This is a genomic window from Bradyrhizobium sp. (assembly GCF_019242285.1).
Taxonomy (GTDB): Bacteria; Pseudomonadota; Alphaproteobacteria; order Rhizobiales; family Xanthobacteraceae; genus Bradyrhizobium.
The window spans coordinates 1-23,412 of the sequence record NZ_JAFAVV010000741.1 but is presented as its reverse complement, the minus strand read 5'-3'; the positions used below and the strand labels follow the sequence as shown (position 1 = coordinate 23,412).

Annotated in this window: 20 protein-coding genes; 11 read left to right on the top strand and 9 right to left on the bottom strand. The window is 65.4% G+C overall.

Annotated features, from left to right (window positions below; all coding sequences use genetic code 11):
* The first annotated feature begins 14 nt into the window (after window positions 1–14).
* The 5 genes from serA (at window position 15) to JOY90_RS30100 (ending at window position 8,135) form a co-directional block, all read left to right on the top strand.
* The gene (gene serA / locus JOY90_RS30120; protein WP_291694740.1) at window positions 15–1,604 is read left to right on the top strand and encodes a phosphoglycerate dehydrogenase; all 1,590 of its coding nucleotides are present in this window, start codon (window positions 15–17) and stop codon (window positions 1,602–1,604) included.
* 256 nt (window positions 1,605–1,860) lie between these two features.
* Window positions 1,861–3,546, top strand: coding sequence for a mucoidy inhibitor MuiA family protein (locus JOY90_RS30115; RefSeq protein WP_291694739.1), 1,686 nt, complete (start codon window positions 1,861–1,863; stop codon window positions 3,544–3,546).
* A gap of 10 nt (window positions 3,547–3,556) precedes the next feature.
* Complete coding sequence (locus tag JOY90_RS30110; RefSeq protein ID WP_291694738.1) at window positions 3,557–5,113, top strand: mucoidy inhibitor MuiA family protein; 1,557 nt, start codon at window positions 3,557–3,559, stop codon at window positions 5,111–5,113.
* 179 nt (window positions 5,114–5,292) lie between these two features.
* Window positions 5,293–5,946, top strand: coding sequence for a hypothetical protein (locus tag JOY90_RS30105; RefSeq protein WP_291694737.1), 654 nt, complete (start codon window positions 5,293–5,295; stop codon window positions 5,944–5,946).
* Window positions 5,947–5,975: 29 nt separating this feature from the next.
* A complete protein-coding gene (locus tag JOY90_RS30100; protein WP_291694736.1) occupies window positions 5,976–8,135 on the top strand; it encodes an adenylate/guanylate cyclase domain-containing protein in 2,160 nt (719 codons plus the stop codon).
* A 98-nt stretch (window positions 8,136–8,233) separates the two neighbouring features.
* Here JOY90_RS30100 and JOY90_RS30095 read toward each other — a convergent pair whose 3' ends face one another.
* Window positions 8,234–8,455, bottom strand: a complete 222-nt coding sequence (locus JOY90_RS30095) for a ChaB family protein (protein WP_291694735.1) — start codon at window positions 8,453–8,455, stop codon at window positions 8,234–8,236.
* Between the two features lie 220 nt (window positions 8,456–8,675).
* On the opposite strand from JOY90_RS30095, the gene JOY90_RS30090 reads away from it, so the two are divergent.
* Window positions 8,676–9,512 carry an enoyl-CoA hydratase-related protein gene (locus tag JOY90_RS30090; protein ID WP_291694734.1) on the top strand — a complete coding sequence of 279 codons (837 nt, stop codon included), beginning with the start codon at window positions 8,676–8,678 and terminating at the stop codon, window positions 9,510–9,512.
* Window positions 9,513–9,562: 50 nt separating this feature from the next.
* Here the strand turns inward: JOY90_RS30090 and JOY90_RS30085 are convergent, their stop codons facing one another.
* Window positions 9,563–10,486 carry an alpha/beta fold hydrolase gene (locus JOY90_RS30085; protein WP_291694733.1) on the bottom strand — a complete coding sequence of 308 codons (924 nt, stop codon included), beginning with the start codon at window positions 10,484–10,486 and terminating at the stop codon, window positions 9,563–9,565.
* 181 nt (window positions 10,487–10,667) lie between these two features.
* On the opposite strand from JOY90_RS30085, the gene JOY90_RS30080 reads away from it, so the two are divergent.
* Window positions 10,668–11,081 (top strand): hypothetical protein, encoded by a 414-nt coding sequence (locus tag JOY90_RS30080; protein WP_291694732.1) that lies wholly within the window; start codon window positions 10,668–10,670, stop codon window positions 11,079–11,081.
* Between the two features lie 40 nt (window positions 11,082–11,121).
* Here the strand turns inward: JOY90_RS30080 and JOY90_RS30075 are convergent, their stop codons facing one another.
* The 4 genes from JOY90_RS30075 to JOY90_RS30060 form a co-directional block, all read right to left on the bottom strand.
* Window positions 11,122–12,018, bottom strand: a complete 897-nt coding sequence (locus JOY90_RS30075) for a carbohydrate ABC transporter permease (RefSeq protein WP_291694731.1) — start codon at window positions 12,016–12,018, stop codon at window positions 11,122–11,124.
* Complete coding sequence (locus JOY90_RS30070) at window positions 12,011–12,967, bottom strand: carbohydrate ABC transporter permease (RefSeq protein WP_291694730.1); 957 nt, start codon at window positions 12,965–12,967, stop codon at window positions 12,011–12,013. Before JOY90_RS30070 ends, JOY90_RS30075 begins: the two co-directional genes overlap by 8 nt.
* Before the next feature lie 117 nt (window positions 12,968–13,084).
* Window positions 13,085–14,416 (bottom strand): extracellular solute-binding protein, encoded by a 1,332-nt coding sequence (locus tag JOY90_RS30065; RefSeq protein WP_291694729.1) that lies wholly within the window; start codon window positions 14,414–14,416, stop codon window positions 13,085–13,087.
* Window positions 14,417–14,474: 58 nt separating this feature from the next.
* Window positions 14,475–15,518 (bottom strand): C-terminal binding protein, encoded by a 1,044-nt coding sequence (locus JOY90_RS30060; protein WP_291694728.1) that lies wholly within the window; start codon window positions 15,516–15,518, stop codon window positions 14,475–14,477.
* A 290-nt stretch (window positions 15,519–15,808) separates the two neighbouring features.
* On the opposite strand from JOY90_RS30060, the gene JOY90_RS30055 reads away from it, so the two are divergent.
* Window positions 15,809–17,494: a methyl-accepting chemotaxis protein gene (locus JOY90_RS30055; RefSeq protein WP_291694727.1), complete on the top strand. Its 1,686-nt coding sequence runs from the start codon at window positions 15,809–15,811 to the stop codon at window positions 17,492–17,494.
* A gap of 6 nt (window positions 17,495–17,500) precedes the next feature.
* On the opposite strand, the gene JOY90_RS30050 is transcribed toward JOY90_RS30055, so the two are convergent.
* Window positions 17,501–18,520, bottom strand: coding sequence for a DMT family transporter (locus tag JOY90_RS30050; protein WP_291694726.1), 1,020 nt, complete (start codon window positions 18,518–18,520; stop codon window positions 17,501–17,503).
* A gap of 240 nt (window positions 18,521–18,760) precedes the next feature.
* On the opposite strand from JOY90_RS30050, the gene JOY90_RS30045 reads away from it, so the two are divergent.
* On the top strand, window positions 18,761–18,955 hold the full coding sequence (locus JOY90_RS30045; protein WP_291694725.1) for a hypothetical protein: 195 nt from the start codon (window positions 18,761–18,763) through the stop codon (window positions 18,953–18,955).
* A gap of 19 nt (window positions 18,956–18,974) precedes the next feature.
* Here JOY90_RS30045 and JOY90_RS30040 read toward each other — a convergent pair whose 3' ends face one another.
* Together JOY90_RS30040 and JOY90_RS30035 are read right to left on the bottom strand one after the other, a co-directional pair.
* A complete protein-coding gene (locus tag JOY90_RS30040; RefSeq protein ID WP_291694724.1) occupies window positions 18,975–19,820 on the bottom strand; it encodes a metal-dependent phosphohydrolase in 846 nt (281 codons plus the stop codon).
* Window positions 19,821–19,951: 131 nt separating this feature from the next.
* Entirely contained in the window at window positions 19,952–20,881 is a 930-nt protein-coding gene (locus JOY90_RS30035) for a DMT family transporter (RefSeq protein WP_291694723.1), read from the bottom strand.
* A 282-nt stretch (window positions 20,882–21,163) separates the two neighbouring features.
* Here JOY90_RS30035 and JOY90_RS30030 point away from each other — a divergent pair, with 282 nt between their 5' ends.
* Both JOY90_RS30030 and JOY90_RS30025 read left to right on the top strand, forming a co-directional pair.
* Complete coding sequence (locus tag JOY90_RS30030; protein WP_291694722.1) at window positions 21,164–21,376, top strand: hypothetical protein; 213 nt, start codon at window positions 21,164–21,166, stop codon at window positions 21,374–21,376.
* A 605-nt stretch (window positions 21,377–21,981) separates the two neighbouring features.
* On the top strand, window positions 21,982–23,274 hold the full coding sequence (locus tag JOY90_RS30025; protein WP_291694721.1) for an adenylosuccinate synthase: 1,293 nt from the start codon (window positions 21,982–21,984) through the stop codon (window positions 23,272–23,274).
* Window positions 23,275–23,412: the final 138 nt, after the last annotated feature.

Here is a 23,412-nt window from a genome sequence, read left to right as displayed (position 1 = left end):
CGAGGATCATTCAAATGTCAAAACCCAAAGTTCTCATTTCCGACGCGCTCTCGCCCGCCGCTGTCCAGATCTTCAGGGATCGCGGCGTCGAGGTCGATTTCCAGCCCAATCTCGGCAAGGACAAGGACAAGCTCGCCGAGATCATCGGCAACTATGACGGCCTTGCGATCCGCTCCGCGACCAAGGCGACCGCCAAGATCATCGAGCGCGCGAAGAAGCTGAAGGTGATCGGCCGCGCCGGCATCGGCGTCGACAATGTCGAAATCCCGGCGGCGACCGCCAAGGGCATCATCGTGATGAACACGCCGTTCGGCAATTCCATTACCACAGCGGAGCACGCGATCTCGCTGATGCTGGCGCTGGCGCGCGAGATTCCGCAGGCCGATGCCTCGACCCAGGCCGGCAAGTGGGAGAAGAACCGCTTCATGGGCGTCGAAATCACCGGCAAGATGCTCGGCATCGTCGGCTGCGGCAACATCGGCTCGATCGTTGCCGACCGCGCGCTCGGCCTGCGCATGCGGGTGATCGCCTTTGACCCGTTCCTGTCGCCCGAGCGCGCCCGGGACATCGGGGTGGAGAAGGTCGATCTCGACGAGCTGTTCAGGCGCGCCGATTTCATCACGCTGCACACGCCGCTGACCGAGAAGACCAGGAACATCATCGACGCGGCCGCCTTCAAGAAGATGAAGCAGGGCGTGCGCATCATCAACTGCGCCCGCGGCGGCCTGGTCGACGAGCAGGCGCTGGTCGAGGCGTTGAATGCCAAGCACGTCGCGGGCGCGGCGTTCGACGTGTTCTCCGAGGAGCCGGCCACGTCGAACGTGCTGTTCGGCCATCCCAACGTGATCTGCACCCCGCATCTCGGCGCCGCCACCACCGAGGCACAGGAGAACGTCGCGCTGCAGGTCGCCGAGCAGATGTCGGACTACCTGCTCTCCGGCGCGATCTCGAACGCGGTCAACTTCCCCTCGATCACGGCGGAAGAGGCGCCGAGGCTCCGGCCGTTCATCGAGCTCGCCGAGAAGCTCGGCTCGTTCGCGGGCCAGCTCACCGAGACCGGCATCGTCAAGGTGCAGATCACCTATGAGGGCCAAGTCGCCGAGATGAAGATCAAGGCGCTCACGTCGGCGGTGCTGTCGGGCCTGCTGCGCCCGATGCTCGGCGACGTCAACGTCGTCTCGGCGCCGGTGGTCGCCAAGGAGCGCGGCATGATCGTCGACGAGGTGGTGCGCGCAGCGCAGAGCGATTACGAGAGCCTGATCACGGTCAACGTCACGACCGAGCGGCAGGAGCGCTCGGTGTCGGGCACGGTGTACGCCGACGGCAAGCCGCGGCTGGTTGATATCAAGGGCATCCGGGTCGACGCCGAGTTCGGCAAGACGATGATCTACGTGACCAACGAGGACAAGCCAGGCTTCATCGGCAAGTTCGCAAGCCTGCTCGGCGACGCCAGGATCAACATCGCGACCTTCCATCTCGGTCGGATGAAGCAGGGCGGCGACGCCATTGCGCTGGTCGAGGTCGACGGCGCGGTACCGCCGGACGTGCTGGCCAAGGTGCAGGCGCTGCCGCAGGTCAAGCAGGCCAAGGCCCTGGTCTTCTGAAACAAAGGCCCGGGTCTTCTGAAAATCGGATCATCCGCCGCGGCGGATGCAATCGGCATGAAATGTTCCCTTGCGGCGTTTCGCCTCGGATGCGGCGAAACGTAGGCGGCGGTTATGTCTTAACGACGCCGCAAATCGAACCGATCTCTCCATCGCTGCGTCTCACCACTTGCTTGTGGTGTGGCCGTTTTTTCGTGCGTTTGGTCGCGCCGCCGGAATGGGGGCGCGATCCATGAAGATTTGCCGGAGGGACGTCATGCGACTTGTTACCAATTATCTCGCCACCACGAGCCTCGTGCTCGTCGCAGCCTTCGCCGGCGGCGCTGCATGGGCTGCCGACCTGGAAACCGGCTCGGCGATCGATGCCGTCACGGTCTATCCCGACGGCGCCACCGTGACGCGCGTCATCAATGTCGATCTGCCCTCGGGCGACAATACGCTGGTGGCGAAGGACTTCCCGCCGTCGCTGGACGTGGCCTCGCTGCGGGTCGAGGGCGCGGCAGGCGAGAAGCTCACGGTCGGCGCAATCGACGCCCGGGCGCCCAAGCCGGTCGCCCCGACCAACTTGCCTGAGCTCGACAAGCGCATCGAAGGGCTCAGGGATCAGCGCGCCGATCTCGACGGCGCGGTCGCCGCCGCCGAGGCGCGGCGCAAATTCGCCGAGCGCTTTGCGGAAGCGTCGCCTGCCGGATTGGGCGAAAAAGGCGAGGCGCGACCGCTCAGCGACTGGCGCGCCGCCTTTGCCGCGGTTGCCGAGGAGGTCGCGAACGCCGACACCGCGATCCGTGACGCGCAGCGCAAGCAGCGCGACATCGACCGCGAGATCGCGCGGTTGGAAGCCGACCGCGCCGCCAAGCCCCCGGCGAAATTCGAAGTCCGGATCGATCTCGCCGCAGCGGCCGCGACCAAGGCGACCCTGCGGGTCACCTATTCCATGCGCCGTGCGCACTGGACGCCGCTCTACGATGCGCGTCTCGACACCGGCGCCAAGGACCGCAAGCCGTCCCTCGAACTGGTGCGGCGCGCCGAGATCACGCAGAGTACCGGCGAGGACTGGTCGAACGTGATGCTCGGCGTTTCCACCGTTCGCATGACCCGCGGCGGCAGCGCGCCGGAGCTCGCTTCGCTGATCGTGCAATATCCGCCTCCGCCGCGTGCCGCTCCGCCGCTCGGCGCTCTCGGCGGCGCGGCGGAAAGGGACATGGCGCGCTCGGCGGTCGCGCAAGCACCGGCGTCAGCGGCGCCGGCGCCCGAGCCGCTGGAGAAGAAGAAGGCCGACGAGCAGCAGGCCGTCGCCGAGGTCGGCGCCTTCCAGGCCGCGTTCAGGATTCCCGGGCGCGTCAGCATCGGCGCCAGCGAAGGCACGAAAAGCCTGCGCATCTCGACCACGACCATCGTTCCCGATCTCGTCATCCGTTCGGCGCCGGTGCTCGACCCGACTGCGTTCCTCGAAGCAAGCTTCGTGCAGAACGAGGATGCACCGCTGCTGCCCGGCCGGGTCGCGATCTATCGCGATGGCGGCTTCGTCGGCCGCGGCGCGATGATGGCGGCCGGCAAGGACGAGACGGTGCGCTTAGGCTTCGGCGCGGATGACAAGGTCAAGATCGAGCGTGCCGTGATCAAGCGCAACGAGGGTTCGTCCGGCCTGATCGTCGCCACGTCGAAGACCGACGAGCGCAGCTTCAAGACCAGCGTTCGCAACGGCCACGACTTCCCGATCAAGGTCGCGATCCAGGACCAGTTGCCGGTCAGCGAGAATGAGGACATCGTGGCCGAGATGCTGCCCTCGACGACGCCGCCCACCACGACCAATGTGCGCGACAAGCGCGGGGTGCTGGAATGGGCCTTCGAAGCCAGGCCCGGCGAGGCCAGGGATATCGGCTTCGCCTGGCGCGTCCGCTGGCCGAAGGACAAGGGCGTCGTCATATTACCGTCTGGTTGATCGCGGAGTGATGCCAGTGGTTTTGAGCGTGGAGTCGGCGATCGACGCCGTCATGGTCTATCCGGACGGCGCGCTCGTCACACGGGTCATCGCCGTCGATCTGCCGGCCGGCGACAGCAGGGTGCTGGTGGAGGACTTTCCGCCCGAGCTGGACACCGCCTCGCTGCGCGTCGATGGCGAGGCGGAAGAGAAGCTCATGATCGAGGCGGTCGATGCCCGGCCGCCGCGACCGGTCCCGCCGGCCAAGCTGCCGGAGATCGACCAGCGGATCGAGGTGTTGAAGGACGAGCGCGCCGATCTGCAGGATGCGATCGCCGCGGCCGAGGCGCGGCGAAAATTCGCGGAGCGTTTCGCCGAGAAGTCACCCGCCGGGCTGGGCGAGCAGGGCGAGGCGCGGCCGCTCGCGGAGTGGCGCGCGGCGTTTGCGGCCGTGTCGGAGGAAGTCGCGGATGCGCGTGCCGCGATCCGCGCCGCCGAGCGCAGGCAGCGCGAGCTCGACCGCGAGATTGCTCGCCTCGAAGCCGATCGCGCCGCCGAGCCGCCGAACAGGCTCGGATTGCGGATCGATGTTTCGGCAGCGGCAGCCACCAGGGCGGTGCTGCGGGTCAGCTACGCCATGCGCGACGCGTGCTGGGCGCCGCTCTATGATGCCCGGCTCGATACCGGCAGCGGGGATCGCAAACCGGCGCTCGAACTGATCCGCCGTGCGGAGATCACCCAGAGCACGGGCGAGGACTGGTCCGATGTGACGCTTTCGCTGGCGACAGCCCGTGTCGCCCGCCGCAGCGAGGTGCCGGATCTGGACCCGTTGATCGTGGAGTTCGAAGCCGCGGAGTTCGCCGTGGTGAGGCGAAGGTTCGAGCCTGCGGGCGCGGCGTCCGCTCCCGCGCCGAAAAAGGCCGAGGAGCAGCAGGCGGTGCAGGAGACCTCAGCCTTTCAGGCGACGTTCCGGATTCCTGGACGCGTCAGCATCAGCGCCAGCGAGGGCGGCAGAGGTCTGCGCATCTCCACGGTGAGCATCGCGCCCGAGCTCGTCATCCGTTCGACGCCGCTCCTCGATCCGACCGCGTTCCTCGAAGCGAGCTTCGTGCATGGCGAAGACGCGCCGCTGCTGTCCGGCCGGGTCGCGATCTATCGTGACGGCATGTTCGTCGGCCGTGTCCAGATGACCGGGGCCGGCAAGGGCGAGACGGTGCGGCTGGGTTTCGGCGCCGACGACCAGGTCAAGGTCGAGCGCGTGGTGGTGAAGCGGAGCGAAGGCTCGTCAGGCCTGATCGTGACGACGTCGAAGACCGATGAGCGCAGCTTCAAGATCATCGTGCACAATGGCCACGATTTTCCGATCCAGATGATGATCCTGGACCAGATGCCGGTCAGCGAGCATGAGGACATCGTGGTCGAGCTGTTGCCGTCGAAGACGCCGCCGACTGCCAGCAACGTGCGGGACAAGCGCGGGGTGCTGGAATGGGCTTTCGAAGCCAGACCCGGCGAGTTCAAGGAGATCGCTTTCGGCTGGCGCATGCGCTGGCCCAAGGACAGGGGCGTGGTCATGCCGCCATCCGGTTAAGTCGGCGGCCGGCGACAAAAAGTCGGACTCCGTGACCTTGATCACGCTGTTGCCGTCAATGTGACGCTAGCTGTGTGGGATCAGGGCGCCCGTCGGGTTGCCCACCGCACCGGTACCATGGCATGGCTGACGCATCATGGTTTGCTTTTCGGGGTCTCATGCTTTTTCGGGGTCTCATGATGAAACGGATGTTCGCCGCGATGATCGTCGGCTCAATCGGATTGGCCGGGGTGGCCCAGGCACAGACGCCGGCACCTGCGGCCGTCGTCGAGGACGTGCAGGGCAAGGTCACCGGTGCCGAGTTCATGGACTATGTCGTGCCGGGTCAGGTCATCAAGCTCGGACCCGGCGGCGTCGTCGTGCTCGGCTACATGAAATCATGCTGGCACGAGACCATCTCAGGGATCGGCACGGTGATCGTCGGCGCCGAGCAGAGCGCGGTTCATCTCGCCGATTTCAAGGCCAACAAGGTGACCTGCGATTCGAGCCAGGCCAATCGAATCGGCAAGGAGGCCGGCGAGAGCGCCGCCACGGTGGTGCGCAGCATCGCGGAAGAAAGCGTCCCGCCGCCGGTCGTGCTGCACGGCCTGTCGCCGGTGATCGCCACCGCCGAACGGGGCAAGCTGATCGTCGAGCGGCTCGACGTCAAGGGCGAGCGCTACGAGGTCGATGCGGGCGGCAAGTCCTATGACTTCCTCAAGGCCAACACGGCCCTGAAAGCCGGCGGCACCTATGCGGCGAGCCTGAAGTCCAAACGGGTGGTGTTCCGGATCGATGCCAGCGCCGCGCCCGGGCCGAGCCCGATCGTGGGGCGCCTGGTCACATTGCGATAGGCAGCGGAGGAGGCGGTCCGGACCACGCCATGGGGAGCGCCGTCAGGCGGGACGTCATCGTCATCCTGATCGTCGCGCTGGCGAGCGGGCTCGTCACCGTTCTTCCGCCTTTCACCCATGTGCATGGCTGGTCGATCGACATCCTCACCGCGTTGCGCTTTCAGCTGTTCGGGCCGCGTCGCGATGCGGCCGCGGCGCCGGCCGTGGTGATCGCGATCGATGAGGAGACATACCACACCCCGCCATTCGAGGGATCGCCGACGACGATCTGGACCACCGAGATCGGCCGCGTCCTGACCGCCGTGCTCGAGGGCGGCGCCAAGGTGGTCGGGTTCGACATCGTGTTCGAGAATTCGATCGAGCAATCCGTGCTCGCCTTCGGCGAGGATTCGGTCGGTGCGAAGATGCGTGGTTTCGACCGGCCCTTTTTGCGCGCGCTGGCGTCGGGTGCTTCCGCCGGCAAGGTCGTGCTGGGCGAGGTGCTCGGGACGGAGGTTATCCACGCGCCTTCGCCCGGGCAGGGCATCGCGGTGAAGAGGCAGCAGAACATCCGTCCACTGAACGTCTATACCGATCCCGACGAGGTGGTCCGGCGCGTGCAGCTCACTTTCCCGGAACAGGAGAAGCCGGTGCCGTCGATGGCGCTGGAGTTGGCCTCGCGTGCGATCGGCGCCGAGCCGGCATTTTCCGACGACGGCAACGTGACGCTCGCGGGCTATCGAATTCCGGGCGCGATGACGAACACGATGACGCTGAATTTCGATGGCGGGGCGAACGACATCGAAACCTTCTCGCTCGCGGACTTGCGCGCCTGTGTCGAGAAGAACGACCGGGAGTTCTTTCATCGCGTGTTCGCCAACCGGGTCGTGATCCTCGGCACGATGGTCAGCCTGGAGGACCGCAAATCGACCTCCAAGCGCTTCGTCACCCGACCGGAGGCGGCCAATGCGCCGCGCTGTGCGCTCCCTGGGGCGACCGTCACCGCGCCGCGGTTCGATCCCGGCAGCATCGCCGGCGTGTATGTTCATGCCACCGCGGTCAACAATCTGCTCGGCCATGATGCGCTGGTCGAGCTCGGGCGATGGTCCACCATGCTGATCGCGATCGGCCTCGCACTGTTCATGGCCATCGTGGCGCGGCGGTTCGCGCCGGTTGGCGCTGCCTCGATCTATCTTGCCATGATGGCACTGTGGACCTTCGGCGCCACGCTGGCCTTTGCCAGGACCCTGGTGCTGCCGTTGAGCGAGCCGTTCGCCGCAGGTCTCGCGGCGCTCGCGATGATCATCGCCTACCGCCTCGTTGTCACCGACCGCGGCCAGCGCCTGCTGCGCCGGAGCTTTGCGCTCTATCTCGCGCCGCAGGTGATCGACCGCATGCTGGCTTCGAACAAGCTCCCGGAACTGGGCGGCGAGACGCGCAACGTCACCATCTTCTTTTCCGACCTCGCCGGCTTTTCCGCGATCTCCGAGCGGATGACGCCGGCCGAGCTCGTGACCTTCATGAACGAATATCTGTCCGCCATGACCGACGTCGTCGAGGCCAATGGCGGCTATGTCGAGAAATATATCGGCGATTCCATCGTCGCGGTGTTCGGTGCGCCGATCGACGATGCCGATCACGCCCGTCATGCCGCCGAAGCCGCGCTCGGTTGCCGCGCGCGCCTCGCCGAGCTCAACCGCGACTCGCCGGTGCTGCACGGCTTCGACGTCGCACAGCGGATCGGGCTCAATACCGGCGAGGCGCTGGTCGGCAATATCGGCTCGCGGCGGCGCTTCAACTATTCGGTCATGAGCGACGCCGTGAACGTCGCCTCGCGGCTCGAGGGCGCCAACAAATATTACGGCACGACCATCATCGCCTCCGAGACGACGGTGGCGATGGCAGGTGAGAGTTTTGCCTGGCGCGAGCTGGATGCGACGCGGGTCAAGGGCCGCGAGAGCGCAGTGAGGATCTACGAGCTCATGGCGCCGGCGGGCGAGGCGACGCCGCGGCAGCGCGACGCCGCGGCAGCCTATGCCGAAGGGCTGGCGCGTTGGCGAAATCGCGAATTCGAGCCTGCCGCGCAATCGTTCGCGCGTGCGGCAGCCTTCGACAAGCCTTCAGCGCTGTTTGTCGTCCGCGCGCGCGAGCTCGCGCAGCAGCCGCCAGGTGCGGACTGGGAGCCGGTCAGCGCGCTGGAGGGAAAGTAGTTTCGGCGCAGTCGCCGAGGGCACCGTCTCCCGTCTTCCCTCTCCCCGTGAAGAACGGGGGCGAGGGAGCGTACCCCTCGACGCCGCGCCGTCGGAGATCAAGACTCCTTCCTCTCCACCCATCGATTGCCGACCTTTTCGTATTTGTGCTTCACCGCTGCCCAGGCGACACGGTGCGCGGTCTGCTCGCGCTCGAGCAAGCCACACGAGGCATATTTCAGCCAGGCGTTGTTGAACGCGCCGAGATAGACTTCCTGCGCATGCTCGGGCAGGTGGGCACGAACCGGCGGCGGCAGGTCGTCGATGGAGGCGTAAGGCATACGGAATACCTCATGATCGCTGCGCAACGGTGATGCGCTACTGTGAGATGCCCGTTGATCAAGAGCAAGCTTTCGAGAGCCGGAACTCCCGTCAGCCGCTGGATTCGATGCAAGCCGGTGCAGGCGTGGAAGGCCGGTTGCGGTGCCGGGGCTGACATCCCCGCTGATCTCGGGCAGAAATGGCAGCAACGACAACCAAAGCTCGGGAGGAACTGCGCCGATGACCCATCAGCACATTCTAGTCGATGATCCCCGCCCGCGGGTACGGCGGATCACGCTGAACCGCCCGGAGAAGCGTAACGCGCTCAACAACCGGCTGCGTGGCGAGATATTCGGGGTGCTGGAAGCTGCCGATCGCGACGCCGACGTTTCGATCACCGTCATCCGCGGCGCCGGCCCCTGCTTTTCCGCCGGCTACGATCTGTCGGCCGACAACAGGGTGGAGCAGCCCTATCATTCGGCCGGCGGCCCCGGCCAATGGTCGCGCCATGTCGTGGAGGGCTGGTTCTCGATCTGGGATCTGGCCAAACCGGTGATCGCGCAGGTGCACGGCTATTGCCTGGCCGGCGGCACTGAGCTCGCCACCGCCTGCGATGTCGTCTACGTCGCCGACGATGCGCAGATCGGCTATCCGCCGGTGCGGCTGATGAGCCCGCCCGACATGCAATACCATCCGTGGCTGGTCGGCATGCGCCACGCCATGGAGCTGATGCTGACGGGAGACGCGATGAGCGGGCGTGAGGCGGCCGAATGGGGCTACGCGACGCGGTCGTTTCCATCGGCCGAACTGGAAAATCGCACGCTCGATTTCGCCGAGCGTGCGGCGAAGGTGCCGGTGGAGCTGCAACAGCTCAACAAGCGCACGGTGCATCGCGCGATGGAGATCATGGGCGTGCGCGCCGCGATCCGCGCCGGCACCGAGATCCAGGCGCTGGCCTTCACGACGGAAGCGAGCAAGGCCTACATGTCGGGCTTCCGCCGTGACGGCTCGAGCGTCAAGGCGCAGCTCGATCAGCGCGATACGACGTTCGGGGATTATCGGACGAAGAAGCCGTGATCGGCGATCTTCCCGCAACGGCCGAAGCGATGCGCCGGTGAGGGACTGAACTAATTCGATATGCGCTCCGACTGCTGAGGCATGTCGCGCAACTTTTGAAGGATGGAGTCCGTCGTTGCGCCGCTGGCGCACATTCCTATCGCGGTTTCTCCAAAGTCGACGAGGCTATGATATTTCGGGCCGGGAGCCTTCTGCAAGGGTACCAGCCAGGCATCGAGGCCCCGTCTCTTCAGCCCGTCGAAATAGAGCTCTTGCGTCGAGAACGGAATGTTGGTGTCGCGGGGGTCGGCAACGAGGAATATTCGCCTCCCGGGCTGGTTCGGTATTCTGTCGATCGAATCGTAGGGATCGAAAAACACCTCGGTCTTCAGCCGCTGCACGAAACCTTTCTTCTCAAGCCTGGCGCGATAGGCAGCCGCAGGGGATGAAAGCACCGCGCATCGGATGTCGTCGCGCCAAGCGAGAAATTCAGCGGCAAGCGTTCCGCCGCCGCTGTGTCCGCCGAGCACCCATTGATCGATGCGGTAGCGCCTCTTCAGGGCATCGATTTGAGCGTCCACCAGCCTCGCTTCCAGAGGCGTATGTCTGACGTCGTAGTGCTTGCCGGAGCTGCCATAGGTGCCGGGTCGCGCGAGGAAAATGTAGGGCACCGCATATCGGTTGGACAAGGTCGCGGACTGTTCGATCATCGAGGCGACGCCCAGCCCCTGTTGATGCGCGACACCCTTCGGGCCTCCCATCACGTCGCCGGACATCCAGCCGGCGACGACAGGATTAGGTCGATCGAGCGCGACGCCGGCGGCATAGTATCTCAGGCAATAACCTCGTCCGTCGACGCGAACCCAGACCGCCGTCTGGCGCCGTACCATCTCTTCACAGGCCGACGGCGTGGTCTGGATCCCGTTGATGACGCTGACCGGATCGAACATGCCGGTGTCTGGAAGAGATTGGGCGAAAGTCGTGACCGAAGCCATCATCCAGATCGCAATCGCGAACGAGAAAACTAGCGTTGCAAGCCTAGCGGTTCTCAACACTCACTCCATGCCTTAAGAAAGAGTACATGGCAGATGGTGTGTCGAGATTCAACCATGTCCTCGAACGTCTGCCTCACGAAGACGAACGAAGCCGGACATCGCAAATTCCGTGGAACATCTTATGATCAAGACGAGCCTCATGATCCTCTCCTTCTTGCTGGCAGTTTCGGCGGCGGCTAAGGCCGAATGCTCGCCTCATACCATGCAGGGCCAATATATCTTTTCAGCAAGGGGGTTCATCGAGCCGCTCGCCCCAAAGGTGCAACGGGTCCATGCCGGAGTTTTTGTATTTGATGGCGTTGCCAACGTTTCGGGTACCGAGACGTCCAGCCGTGAAGGCAGAATCGCAAGGGGCCAGAAGCTGAAGGGCAAGTACACGTTGAATGCGGACTGTACCGGAACGATTACATTCGATTCGCTGGCCCTGCCGAACCTACAGACTCATTGGGACCTGTTCGCGACGGACGGCGGCAGCAAGGCCAACATGATCCGGACCGACCCGGGCGCGATGTCCATTCGCAGTCTCGAGAGATGATTGGCGGAGTGCCGCACGCGATATATCGCCGAAAAACCGATCACTCCTTCACCGCGCCGGTGAGCGAGGAGACGTAATAGTCGACGAACAGCGAGTAGAAGATCGCGACCGGCAGCGAGCCGAGCAGCGAGCCCGCCATCAGCGCACCCCATTGATAGACGTCGCCGGTGACGAGCTCGGTCAGGATCGCGACCGGCACGGTCTTGTTGGCGCTGCTCTGGATGAAGGCGAGCGCATAGATGAACTCGTTCCAGGACAGGGTGAACGAGAAGATGCCGGCCGAGATCAGGCCGGGCACCGCGAGCGGCAGCGTGATCCGCCACAATATCTGCAGGCGCGTCGCGCCGTCGACCAGCGCGCATTCCTCGAGCTCGTAGGGGATCGACTTGAAATAGCCGATCAGGAGCCAGGTGCAGAATGGCACCAGGAAGGTCGGATACACCAGGATCAGCGCCATCGGGCTGTCGAACAGGCCGAATCGCACCACCACGGTGGCGAGCGGAATGAACAGGATCGACGGCGGTACCAGATAGGCGAGGTAGATCGCGAGCCCGACATAGGGGCTGCCGCGGAAGCGCAGGCGCTCGATCGCGTAGGCCGCGAGCGTCGAGGCGACCAGCGACAGGAAGGTCGCACCGATCGCGACCGCCATCGTGGTGACGAGCCAATGCGGATAGGCGGTCTCGAACAACAGATGACGAATATGGCCAAGCGTCGGCGAGGAGATCCAGAACGGACTGTGGGCCTTGTAGTTGTAGAGCTCGGCATTCGGCTTGAATGCAGTCACCGCCATCCAGTAGAATGGAAACAAGAGGATGAGCACGAAGCAGCACAGCGGCAGATAGATCAGCATCATCCGTCGCGTGCGCGATTCCCACTGCATCGTCTCGGGCGCGGCGCCGGCATCGTCCGGGCTCTGCGCGACCAGCTCAGTCATTGGCCTCTCCCTGCTGCCACTTGCGGCGGGCGAGGCCGAAATAGGAGAACAGCGTCGCGAACACCAGGAACGGGATCATCGAGACCGCGATCGCGGCGCCCTCGCCGAGCTCGCCGCCGGCGATACCGCGCTGGAACGCCAGCGTCGCCAGCAGGTGGGTCGAGTTGACCGGGCCGCCGCGGGTGATGGCGTAGACGAGCTGGAAATCCGTGAAAGTGAAGATGATCGAGAAGGTCATGACGATCGCCAGGATCGGCATCATCATCGGAAAGGTGATGTAGCGGAAGCGCTGCCAGGAGGTGGCGCCGTCCAGCATCGCGGCCTCGTAAAGCGAGGGCGAGATGGTCTGCAGGCCCGCCAGCAGCGAGATCGCGACGAAGGGAATGCCACGCCAGATGTTGGCGGCGATCAGCGAGAAGCGCGCCGGCCAGGGCGCGCCGAGGAAGTCGATATTCGAGGTGCGCAGATGCAGCACGTCGACCAGGAGATAGGAGATGACCGAGAACTGCGGATCATAGATCCACCAGAATGCCAGGGCCGACAGCACCGTCGGCACGATCCAGGGCAGCAGCACGATCGCGCGCACCAGGCTCTTGAGCGGGAAGTGGTTGTTGAGCAGCAGCGCGAGCCAGAAGCCGAGCGCGAATTTCCCGAAAGTCGCGACCGCGGTATAGAACACGCTGTAGAACACCGCACCCCACCACAAGGGATCGCCGAGCAGGTACTCGAAATTCTCGAGCCCGATGAAGACGCCGCCGCGGCCGATCGTGGTGTCGGTGAAGGCAAGCCAGATGCCGAGCCCCAGCGGGTAGGTCAGGAACACCATGAGCAGCCCGATCGCGGGCGCGAGGCAGGCGACGATCAGGAACGGCTTGTAGTCGAACAGCCGGGTGAGCCAGCCCGGCTGGCGCTGCGAAACGACGCGGGACGGAATGGTCGTGACGGACATCGGTGGACCTTCTCCCGTCATTCCGGGGCGATGCGAAGCATCGAACTATGTTGCGCAATTGCGCACCATGGAATCTCGAGGTTCCGGGCTCGCTTGCGTGCCCCGGAACGACCGGCACTACCGCCTGAAATAGCGCTTGGCGCGACGCTCGGCTTCTGCGGCGGCGGCCTCCGGCGTCGCCGCATCGGTCGCGACCGAGGCGCACATCTGCACCAGCACGTAGTCGGCATTGATGGCGCCGGTCGCGGTCGAGATCGGACCGGCATAGCCGTTCCAGTACTGGTTCCTCATGCTGTTCTTGAAGATCGCGACCTTCGGGTCGCCGGACCATACCGCGCTGTCGTCGTAGGCGGCGAGTGGATGCGTCCAGTACCCGTAAGTGGCGTTGAGCCACGGCTCGTACTGCTCGCGTTCCAGCATGAATTGCAGGAAGGCCTTCGCCGCGTTCGGGTAGGGGCTGTGCTTGAACACCATCGCGTTCATGGTGAGCGCACCCATCGGCGAGACCTTCGCGACGCCCTTCGGCACGAGCTGGTGCTCGGTGTCGTCGGCGATGGCCTTGGTCGCCGGGTCGTTCTTCAACGCGAAATACAGCGATACGCCGTTCGCCGTCAGCGAGATTTCTTCCGCCGAATAGGCCCGATTGTTGGAGACGTCGTTCCAGGACGGCGTGCCGGCGATGAAGGTCGGGTAGAGCCGCTTCAGGTATTTCAGCGCCGCCACCGTCTCCTTGCTGTTGATGGTGAGGTTGCCGTCCGCATCGAGCAGCGCGGCGCCATGCGACCACAACAGCCAGCTCGCAAAGCCGTTGCCGTCGCCGACCGCGTTGCCGAGCGCGAAGCCGGCCGGCTTGCCGGCGGCTTTCAGCTTCTGGCACAGCGCGAGCAGGCCCTCATGGTCGTCGGGCACCCTCTCGAAACCCGCAGCCTGCACCAGCGACTTGCGATAGACCAGCGGGCCGGAGCCGCCGCCGAATGGCAGCCCGATCCAGGCATTGCTCTTGTGCCGCCTGCCGTATTTCTCGGCGAGGAACAGCCAGCCGCCATAGCGCCTGCCGAGATAGTCGGCGACGTCGGTGAGCTCGATCAGCTTGTCGACGTAGATGTGCGGCGAGTCGGAGAAGCCGATGATGAGGTCGGGACCGGCGCCGGAATTTGCGGTCACCGCGGTCTGCTGGTTGATGTCCTCCCAGCCGACGAAATCGACCTTGACCTCGACGCCGGTCTTCTCGGTGAAGCGCTTGGCGTTGGCGCGAAACACGTCCTCGTCCGGCTGCACGAAGCGCACCGGCCGCAGCATCCGCAGCGAGGCGCCCTTCTCGATCGGCAGCGACGGCGGCTCGACGTCGACCGCCTTGATCTCGGCGCGCGCCGGTGCGCCGGTTGCGGCCAGCGCCGCGCCGGCGAGGCCGAGCGCCAGCGCATCACGACGGGACATCTCCTTCGTCATGGCTTCCTCCACGATGTGTCCTCGGCGGCGTTGATCGCCGCTCGAGATATCCGGCAGGCTAGCTGTTCGGCCCGCGATCCATGCTCACCGGCTGCCAGCGCCTGAGCTGGGTGTTCTGCAGCACCGCCGGATTGACGCAGCTTACCGGCCACAGGCCCTGCAGCACCAGCGACAATTCGTAGCCGACCCGCCGCTTGCGCGCCTCGTCGAAGCGCGCGGAGGCCGAGGCGACGTGCGCCGTCAGGGTGACGTTCTCCATCGACAGCAGCGGGTTGTTGTGGGAGGGCGGCTCGGTCTCCAGCACGTCGAGGGCGGCGTGGGCGATCCAGCCTTCCTGCAGCGCCTTGATCAGCGCCTCCTCCTGCACCGTGGCGCCGCGCCCGGTATTGACGAAGATCGCGTTCTTCTTCATCTGCCGGAAATGGCTCTCGCCCAGCATGTGGTGCACCTCGGGCCGGGCCGGCGCATGCATCGAGATGAAGTCGGATTGCGACAACACCTCCGACAGCGTCGCCGGCATCACGCCGTGATCATACATCAGCGTTTCCTGGAGGAAGGGGTCGAACGCCATCATCCGAAGCCCGAACGGCGCCGCGCGCTTGGCGACCGCGCGCGCCACCCGTCCGAACGAGACGAAGCCGAGCGTCTGGCCCATCAGGCGCGGCAGCTTCAACAGCGCCGGGCGGCCTTCCCGCCAGCGGCCGTCGCGGACCATCCTGTCCTGCTCGACCAGGCGGCGGAAGCCGCCGAGCAGGAGGGTCATGGCGTGATCGGCGACCTCCTCGATGAAGGTATCGGGAACGTTGGTGACGGGAATGCCGCGCCCGGTCGCGGCCTTCACGTCGACACTGTCGACGCCGACGCTGCCGAGCGTGATCACCCTGCAGTTCTCGAGCGCGTCGATGACCGCCTTGGTGATCGGCATGCCCTTGGCGTAGATCGCATCCGCATTCCGCGCGGCCGCGATGAATGCCGCCTCGTTGGCCGGGGCCTCGACGATCTCGGCGCCGATCGGCTCCAGGGCCTCCATCTCGTAGGCATAGCCGCCGCCGGCCACCGTGAAGCTCGCGCCCTGCGGCGTCACCACCCTGAATTTTGGCATTCGTTGCTCCCGTTTTCGCCCCCGCGGGGCGGGCTTGTTATTATGGACATCAAAGCACGGAGCAGCGGTTGTCGGCTAGGCCGCTCGCGGAGGGCTGATCTGCCGGGGACGGCAATCGAGGGCTTCGGATCATTCGAGGACGCGCCCAGGCAGCAATGCCACGCCATGCGTGGGAACCCAGAACTTCTACGGAGGCATGCGTAACCGACCACTCATAAATTCAATCTATCGTTAATTGAATCATCTGCCCGTTTCGCCCGCCACCGGCCCAAGTTCCTGGAGATCGTCCCGTGAAGCTGAACAACCTGAAGATTGCCCCTAAACTTGCGATTCTGGTGGGCGTGACGTTGCTCGGCCTGGTCGTGTCGGGCGTGCTTGCCGGCTACCTCATGCAGCAGGAGATGCTGAATGCCCGGATCGAACAGACCAAGACACTGGTCGAGGTCGCGCGCAACATGGCCTCCGAGCTGAAGAAGGAGGTCGACGCCGGTGAGATCACCAAGGAGCAGGCGATGGCCCAGTTCCGTAGGCTCGGCAATGCCATGAAGTATGACAACGGCTCGGGCTATTTCTTCGCCACCACTTATGACGGCACCACCCAGCTCTCGCCCGACCCCAAGCAGGTCGGCACCAACCGCATGGAGGTGGTGACCAACGGCCGCAAGCTCTCCTGGGAGATATTGAACGGCGTGAAGGCCAACGGCCAGATCCTGCTCAACTATGAGTATGTGAAGCCCGGCGAGGAGAAGCCGATCCGGAAGATCGGTTATGCGGTCGCCGTGCCCGGCTTCGACCTCTATCTCGGCACCGGCGCCTATCTCGACGATCTCGACGCCAAGCTCAGGCCGATCGCCTGGCTGCTCGGCCTTTCGATCCTCGGCATCGGCGTGATCGCGGGCGCCATCGCCTGGCTCATCGGTGGCAGTATCAGCCGTCCCTTGCACCTGCTGGGTCAGTACATGCGCGGCCTCGCCGATGGCCGGCTGGACGGCGACATTCCCGGCAGCGGCCGCGGCGACGAGGTTGGCGCGATGGCATCGACCGTGCAGATCTTCAAGGACAATGCGGTTCGCATGCGCGAGCTCGAGCAGGCCGAGGCCGCGAACCAGGCCCGCGCCGCCGCCGAACGCCGTGGCGCGATGGAGAACCTGGCCAGCGACTTCGAGCGCAGCGTCAACGGCATCGTCCGATCGGTCTCGACCGCCGCCGCCGGCATGCAGACCACCGCGCAATCGATGACGTCGACCGCGAGCGACGCCAGCGCCCGGGCTGCGAACGTCAGTGCCGCTTCGCAGAGCGCTTCCGGCAATGTCGGCACGGTCGCTGCTGCGGCCGAGCAGCTTTCCGGTTCGGTTTCCGAGATCTCGCGCCAGGTGGCGCGCTCCAGCGAGATCGCCAGCAAGGCCGTCGGCGACGCCGAGCGCACCAATGCCACCGTGCAGGTGCTGTCGACCGGCGCCGAGAAGATCGGCGAGGTGGTGAAACTCATTCATTCGATCGCCGCACAGACCAACCTGCTTGCGCTGAACGCCACCATCGAGGCGGCCCGCGCCGGCGAATCCGGCCGGGGCTTCGCGGTGGTTGCCTCCGAGGTCAAGGCGCTGGCCAACCAGACCGCCAAGGCGACCGAGGAGATCTCCGGCCAGGTCGCGGCGATGCAGCAGTCGACCGGCGATGCGGTGACGGCGATCAATGGCATCACCCAGACCATCTCGCAGATGAGCGAGATCACGATCAGCATCTCGAACTCGATCGAGCAGCAGGGCGAGGCGACCCGCGAGATCGCCCGCAACATCCAGTCGGTGGCGGCGGGCTCGAACGAGATCAACGCCCATATCGGCGGGGTCACCTCCGCGGCCGAGGCCACCGGAAAGGCGGCTTCCGAGGTGCTCACCAACGCCCGCGAGCTCGACAACCAGTCCGGCATGCTGCGCAGCGCGGTCGACGGCTTCCTCGCCAAGGTGCGGGCGGCCTAGCCGTCCTCACCCCCGCCGCGAGGCGATGACCACGCCCGCCAGCACCAGCGCGTAGCCGATCAGGTGAAACGGCCGCGGCTGCTCGCTGAGCAGCAGGATCGCCATGGCCGAGCCGAACACCGGCACCAGATGCAGGAATGGCGCGGCGCGGTTCGGCCCGATCAGCGCGATGCCGCGGCTGAAGAAAAGATAGGCGAGCGCCGACGGGAAGATCACCACATAGACCAGCGTGGCGATCGTCACGAGATCGGGTGTCAGCGTGGGGCCGGTCGACAGCTCCCAGACCGCGAACGGCACCAGCAGCGCCGAGCCGCAGCCCGTGGTGAATGCCAGGAGCGACAGGTGATGCGTCACCGGCCGGCGCGTCATCAGCGCTGAATAGAGGCCGAATACCAGGAGCGAGCTTGCGAACATCACGTCGCCCTTGTTGGGGCGGATGCCGGCCAGCGCCGTCAGGTCGCCGCGCAGGATGATGGTGAGCACACCCGCGAGCGAGATGACGATGCCGGCGAACTGCGCCGCGGTGAGCCGCGCGCCGAACAGCACCAGCGACCACAGCGCCACGAACAGCGGCCCCGACGACTGGATCAGCAGCGCGTTCAGTGCTTCCGTGTACTGCATCGCCCAGTAGGAGACCGCGTTGTTGTAGGCGAAGCCGGTCGCCGACAGCAGGAGAAGCAGCGGCAGATGCGCACGCAACGCCGGCCAGTCCCGCCTCAGATGCGTCCAGGCGAACGGCAGCAGGAGGGAGAAGACGCCGAGCCAGCGCACGCAGGACAGCGTGAGCGGCGGCACGCGGCCGGCGACATGGCGCGCCAGCACGATGTTGACGGCCCAGAACAGCGACGTCAGGCTCAACAGCAGGTAGGGCTGGTCGACGAGCCAGCGCAGCGCGGGGTGATGCTGTTGTTCGGGCAATGCGCCGCTACTTGCGCCGGAAACGTCGGACTTCGCAAGCACGACGTCGGAATTGGTCCCATGCGCGACTCCGGCGGGAAGCGGGACCTGCGACCAGGCGGAGCGCATCGGCGTCGACGCCGTCGATCGGCCACGCTCCGCCCACGCGATGTGCCCGCCTGGACGCGGCTCTGGCGGCGCGGCGGGATGAATCCTGAAGGCCGCGGAAATCTGCTTTGCGCGCCAGGGCTTTCACCAGACCACGATCCAGGAAGTGATCCGGCAGTCCGGCCTGGCGGCCAGCCTTGCAGGCGGCGTCAGCTCGGGCCTGCTCGGTGTCAGTCCCGTCGGCGGCTCGTGGTGTCCTCCGTGCTGCCGCTCGGAGCCGAGCGGCATGTGGCGCAAGGCATCTGGCTGGTGGCGCAGATTCCGCCGACCAGCGCGTTCGGGATCAGGCGCTGTTGGGAGAAGGGCAACCGCAGTCCGCGGCGCCGGCTGGCGCTGCTGGCGATCGGTTTCGTGTCCGCAATGGCGATCTACATGGCATCGAAGGCGCTGTTCTGACGCCGCGCCGGTCGATCCATTATTTCTGCGGCCCCGACAGCGAGATGTCGCGCTCGGCGCGGAACACGTTGCTGTAGAGGTTGGCGATCCATTGCCGGCCGCTGGAGGTCACGTTGAGATAGCGGATTGCGGTCTGCACGTGCGGCGCCACGCTGTTCCAGTAGAACTGGGGGTAGAGGTTGACGATGTCGGCCGGCGAGGAATAGCCGAACTGCCGGTTCAGCCCCGCCTCCTCGAATTCGTAATAGAGCGCATTGGCCTTGCGGATGTAATGGGGATCGCCGAGCTGCCCGATCAGGTCGGCGGCGCGCAACAGCGAGGCTTCCTCGTCGCATTGCTCGTTCTCGCTCGGGACGGTGCAGGGAAACCGCGTGCCCTCCACGGCACGTGCGATGCGGTTCTTGTCGAGCTGCGCGATGCCTTCGATCCGCTCCATTACGAACATCTTGGAGCGGTCGACATGGTAGGGCAGCAGCGCCGCATCGGACGCGCCGCGCGGCAGCGTCACCTTGCGTCCCGCGGCATCGACGACATAGCCTTCCTTGTCGTCGGCCTTGAACACCCCGCGGACATAGCCGATGTCGTGGGTCAGGCAGGCGATGATCACATGGGCGTAATCTTCCGCGAGCATGTGGCTGTGCAGCGCGCGGCCGCGCAGGATGTCGTGGCCTGCCAGCGTCACCAGCATCGTATGCTCGACATTGTGATAGAGCGCGTCGCTGTTGCCGATGCATTCGAGCGCGATGCGCGCAATTGACGGTACCATCTCGACGAGGTCGGTCTGCGACGAGCCGAACCTGCGCCGCATGTAGGTGGCGAGAAATTTCCCCAGCGCGTCGGCAGCAAGCTCCGGAACGGTAATCATCGCCAAGTCCCCGAACCCCCGTGCAGGCCGCAGGCCTACCGCAGTTTAAAGCATAACGTGCGGTTGTGACACAATCGTTATCCTTACGGTCGGGGACAACACGGGCCGGTGCGACGGCGTGACGCGCGATCTCAACTTGCCTGCTTGCGCGACGCGACATAGACGCCGGTCAGCACCATGGCGAAGCCGATGAAATGGAAGGGCTGCGGGCGCTCGCCGAGAAAGACGATCGCCATGACTGCGCCGAATACCGGCACCACGTGAAAGAACGGCGCAGCGCGGTTGGCGCCGATCAGTTGCACACCGCGATTGAAGCAGAGATAGGCCAGCGTCGACGGGAAGACGGCGACGTAGAGCAGGGTCAGCAGATTTCGGGCGTCGAGGATCACGACCGGACGCGAGATCATTTCCCATATCCATAGGGGAACGAGGCAGAGCGCGCCGCAGCCGAAGGTGAAGGCGACGAAGGACAGCCCGTGGATCGCGGGGCGCTTCAGCGTCAGCACCGAATAGAGGCTGAAGATGACCATCGCGACGCTGAAGATGAGGTCGCCCTTGTTGAACTGGATCGCCGAAAGCGCGGTGAGGTCGCCGCGCAGCAGGATCACCAGCACGCCCATCAGGGATACCAGCACGCCGATCGCCTGTGCCAGCGTCAGCCGCACGCCGAGCAGGATCAGCGACCAGACGGCGACGATCAGCGGTCCAGCTGATTGCAGGAGCAGCGTGTTGAGCGCCTCGGTGTGCTCGAGCGCCCAATATTGCAGCGTATTGAAGATGCTGATGCCGGTCAGCGAGATCACGACCATGACCGGAAGCTTGGCGCGGATCGCCGGCCAGTCCTGCTTCAGATGCTTCCACGCCCAGGGCAGGATCAACAGGAACGCCAGCGACCAGCGGAGGAAGGCGAGCGTCGCCGGCGGGATGTGTCCGGCAGCGAGCCGTCCCACGATCGCATTGCCTGCCCAGCACAGCGCGGTGATGCAGAGCAATAGATAGGGTTGATGCGCCAGCCAGTGGTAAGGCGAGGCCGCGCGCGAAGTGTGGTCCGAAGCCGACATCGGTGAATTGTGCCTGTGGGGTCACGACGCAGGGACCCCGCCCGGCGGGAAGCCGCCGGGCCGGCAGCTTCCCGGCCCGTCCAAAGACACGGATTCCTGCTGCCCATCAATAGGGCAGATGCATCGCGACCATGCGAACCGCGCGGCTTGGGCTCGGATGCGACTCGGGCTCGGAACCGACCTCAGCGCGACCGCGACGATTGTCGTGATCGAGGTGTCGAAGCGATGCGGCACGCCTGGAATGTCGGCGACCTCAGGGCGCATCATCCGCGTCCTCACGACATGGAGCACGATCGAGATCAGGATGCTGAAGGGCGCCGCGGCAATGAAGCATTCCAACCAAGTGATCGACCGGTGCAGCGTCTTCTCAATGAAGCCGATGGCTATCTCTATGCCGATGTTCCAGATGCTTGCGGTCTGCACCTCGTGATCATCAGCATGCCGGCGAAGGCGCCGTGGCTGCTGGCGCCGAAGGCCGCGATGATGCGAGCGTGATCGGCACCAGGCGTCGGGAGGCATGCCACGATGACGAGGGCTGCGATCGCGAACAAAAAGCCCCCCAGTTCGCTCGCAGCTAGCGCGGTCGCGCAGACGTCCCGACGGCGGATTTCGGCATTGCGTCGAAAATGCTCCTGTCGGCCTTCGGGTCTTTCTTCGACGGTCTTGCCCAGGCCCCGTTGAACCGGATCAAGCACGACGCCAAGAGAGGAAATCGCGCCGAACGCGAGGAAGGGCGGTGCCGCATCCCATGATCGAGCGGCGACCGGTCAGCCGGCCGACGGTTGGGGACCGGTGAAAGTGATGCGGAAGCCGCCGGCCCATCGAGCGGATGAGATGGTTCACGACCGTGGAGATACAGATTTTCCGGGGATATCAAGGGGTTGTGGCGCTCGCGGATGCCGTTCGGGTCCCTTCAAGCTTGCGTCAAATGCCCGCTTCCTTTATCGGGTTGGGGACCTCGCATGCGGGCTCCCTGGCCGTGTTTCGGCCGGGCGCATGTTCCTGGGAAAGGCACACCCGCGGACGCGATCCTTCGGGACTGGTCTTCCACTGGGGTCGCGCTCGCGTGAAGCCAAGATTGCAGAGGGAAGTGTCACCGAATGGCCAATGTCGTCGTCGTCGGCGCCCAATGGGGCGACGAAGGGAAGGGCAAGATCGTCGACTGGCTGTCGGAGCAGGCCGACATCGTCGTGCGCTTCCAGGGCGGCCACAATGCGGGCCACACCCTCGTGATCAACGGGGAAACCTACAAGCTGGCGCTGCTGCCGTCCGGCGTGCTGCGGCCGTCCAAGCTGGCGGTGATCGGCAATGGCGTTGTGTTCGACCCCCGGGCGTTCCTCGACGAGGTGGCGAAGCTGAGGACGCAGGGTGTTGCCGTCAGCCCGGAAAACCTGCGAATCGCCGAGAACGTCACGCTGATCCTGCCGCTGCATCGCGAGCTGGATGCGCTGCGCGAGTCCTCCAACGCGATCACCGCGATCGGCACCACCCGTCGCGGCATCGGCCCCGCCTACGAGGACAAGGCCGGCCGTCGTGCGATTCGCCTGATGGATCTCGCCGATCTCGATACGCTGCCGGCTAAGATCGACCGATTGCTGGCGCACCACAATACGCTACGGCGCGGTCTCAGCCTGGAGGAAATCGACGGCCGGGCGATCCTGGACGAGCTCAGGGAATTGGCACCCAAGCTCCTGCCCTATGCCGAGACGGTGTGGCGGCTCCTCGATCTGAAGCGCCGCGAGGGCAAGCGCATCCTGTTCGAGGGCGCGCAGGGCGCGCTCCTCGACGTCGACCATGGCACCTATCCCTATGTCACCTCGTCGAACACGGTAGCGGCCCAGGCCGCGACCGGTACCGGCATGGGACCGGGCGGGATCGGTTACGTGCTCGGCATCTGCAAGGCCTATACGACCCGGGTCGGCCAAGGCCCGTTTCCGACCGAGCTGCATGACGAGATCGGCGAGGAGATCGGCCGCCGTGGCCGCGAATTCGGCGTCAATACCGGGCGCAAGCGGCGCTGTGGCTGGTTCGACGCCACGCTGGTGCGCCAGACGGTGCGGACCAGCGGCATCAACGGATTGGCGCTCACCAAGCTCGATATCCTGGACGGCTTCGAGACCGTCGAGGTCTGCACCGGCTATCGGCTTGACGGGCGGGAGATCGACCACTTGCCCGCCGGCGAGGGGGCGCAGGCCAGGGTGGTTCCGATCTATGAGACGATCGAGGGCTGGAAGCAGCCGACCGCCAATGCAAGGTCCTGGGCCGATCTGCCGGCGCAGGCCATCAAATATGTCCGCCGCGTCGAGGAACTCGTGGGTTGTCCCATCGCCCTGCTTTCCACCAGCCCCGAACGCGAGGATACTATTCTGGTGCAGAACCCGTTCGAGGCGTGACGGGATATGACAGCGAAGCGCGCAGGTTGAGTTGACATGGCCGACTACTACCCGCTGATCGCCCGTGCCATTGCCGGCCTGGACCCCAACGCCCCGGGCGAGAGCCGCCGCGCGCTCTACGAGCGGGCTCGGGCCGCG

Coding starts and splice junctions, on each gene's coding strand:
- serA (WP_291694740.1), top strand. CDS start 15: ATGTCAAAACCCAAAGTTCTCATTTCCGACGCGCTCTCGCCCGCCGCT.
- JOY90_RS30115 (WP_291694739.1), top strand. CDS start 1,861: ATGCGACTTGTTACCAATTATCTCGCCACCACGAGCCTCGTGCTCGTC.
- JOY90_RS30110 (WP_291694738.1), top strand. CDS start 3,557: ATGCCAGTGGTTTTGAGCGTGGAGTCGGCGATCGACGCCGTCATGGTC.
- JOY90_RS30105 (WP_291694737.1), top strand. CDS start 5,293: ATGAAACGGATGTTCGCCGCGATGATCGTCGGCTCAATCGGATTGGCC.
- JOY90_RS30100 (WP_291694736.1), top strand. CDS start 5,976: ATGGGGAGCGCCGTCAGGCGGGACGTCATCGTCATCCTGATCGTCGCG.
- JOY90_RS30095 (WP_291694735.1), bottom strand. CDS start 8,455: ATGCCTTACGCCTCCATCGACGACCTGCCGCCGCCGGTTCGTGCCCAC.
- JOY90_RS30090 (WP_291694734.1), top strand. CDS start 8,676: ATGACCCATCAGCACATTCTAGTCGATGATCCCCGCCCGCGGGTACGG.
- JOY90_RS30085 (WP_291694733.1), bottom strand. CDS start 10,486: ATGGCTTCGGTCACGACTTTCGCCCAATCTCTTCCAGACACCGGCATG.
- JOY90_RS30080 (WP_291694732.1), top strand. CDS start 10,668: ATGATCAAGACGAGCCTCATGATCCTCTCCTTCTTGCTGGCAGTTTCG.
- JOY90_RS30075 (WP_291694731.1), bottom strand. CDS start 12,018: ATGACTGAGCTGGTCGCGCAGAGCCCGGACGATGCCGGCGCCGCGCCC.
- JOY90_RS30070 (WP_291694730.1), bottom strand. CDS start 12,967: ATGTCCGTCACGACCATTCCGTCCCGCGTCGTTTCGCAGCGCCAGCCG.
- JOY90_RS30065 (WP_291694729.1), bottom strand. CDS start 14,416: ATGACGAAGGAGATGTCCCGTCGTGATGCGCTGGCGCTCGGCCTCGCC.
- JOY90_RS30060 (WP_291694728.1), bottom strand. CDS start 15,518: ATGCCAAAATTCAGGGTGGTGACGCCGCAGGGCGCGAGCTTCACGGTG.
- JOY90_RS30050 (WP_291694726.1), bottom strand. CDS start 18,520: ATGCGCTCCGCCTGGTCGCAGGTCCCGCTTCCCGCCGGAGTCGCGCAT.
- JOY90_RS30040 (WP_291694724.1), bottom strand. CDS start 19,820: ATGATTACCGTTCCGGAGCTTGCTGCCGACGCGCTGGGGAAATTTCTC.
- JOY90_RS30035 (WP_291694723.1), bottom strand. CDS start 20,881: ATGTCGGCTTCGGACCACACTTCGCGCGCGGCCTCGCCTTACCACTGG.
- JOY90_RS30030 (WP_291694722.1), top strand. CDS start 21,164: ATGGAGCACGATCGAGATCAGGATGCTGAAGGGCGCCGCGGCAATGAA.
- JOY90_RS30025 (WP_291694721.1), top strand. CDS start 21,982: ATGGCCAATGTCGTCGTCGTCGGCGCCCAATGGGGCGACGAAGGGAAG.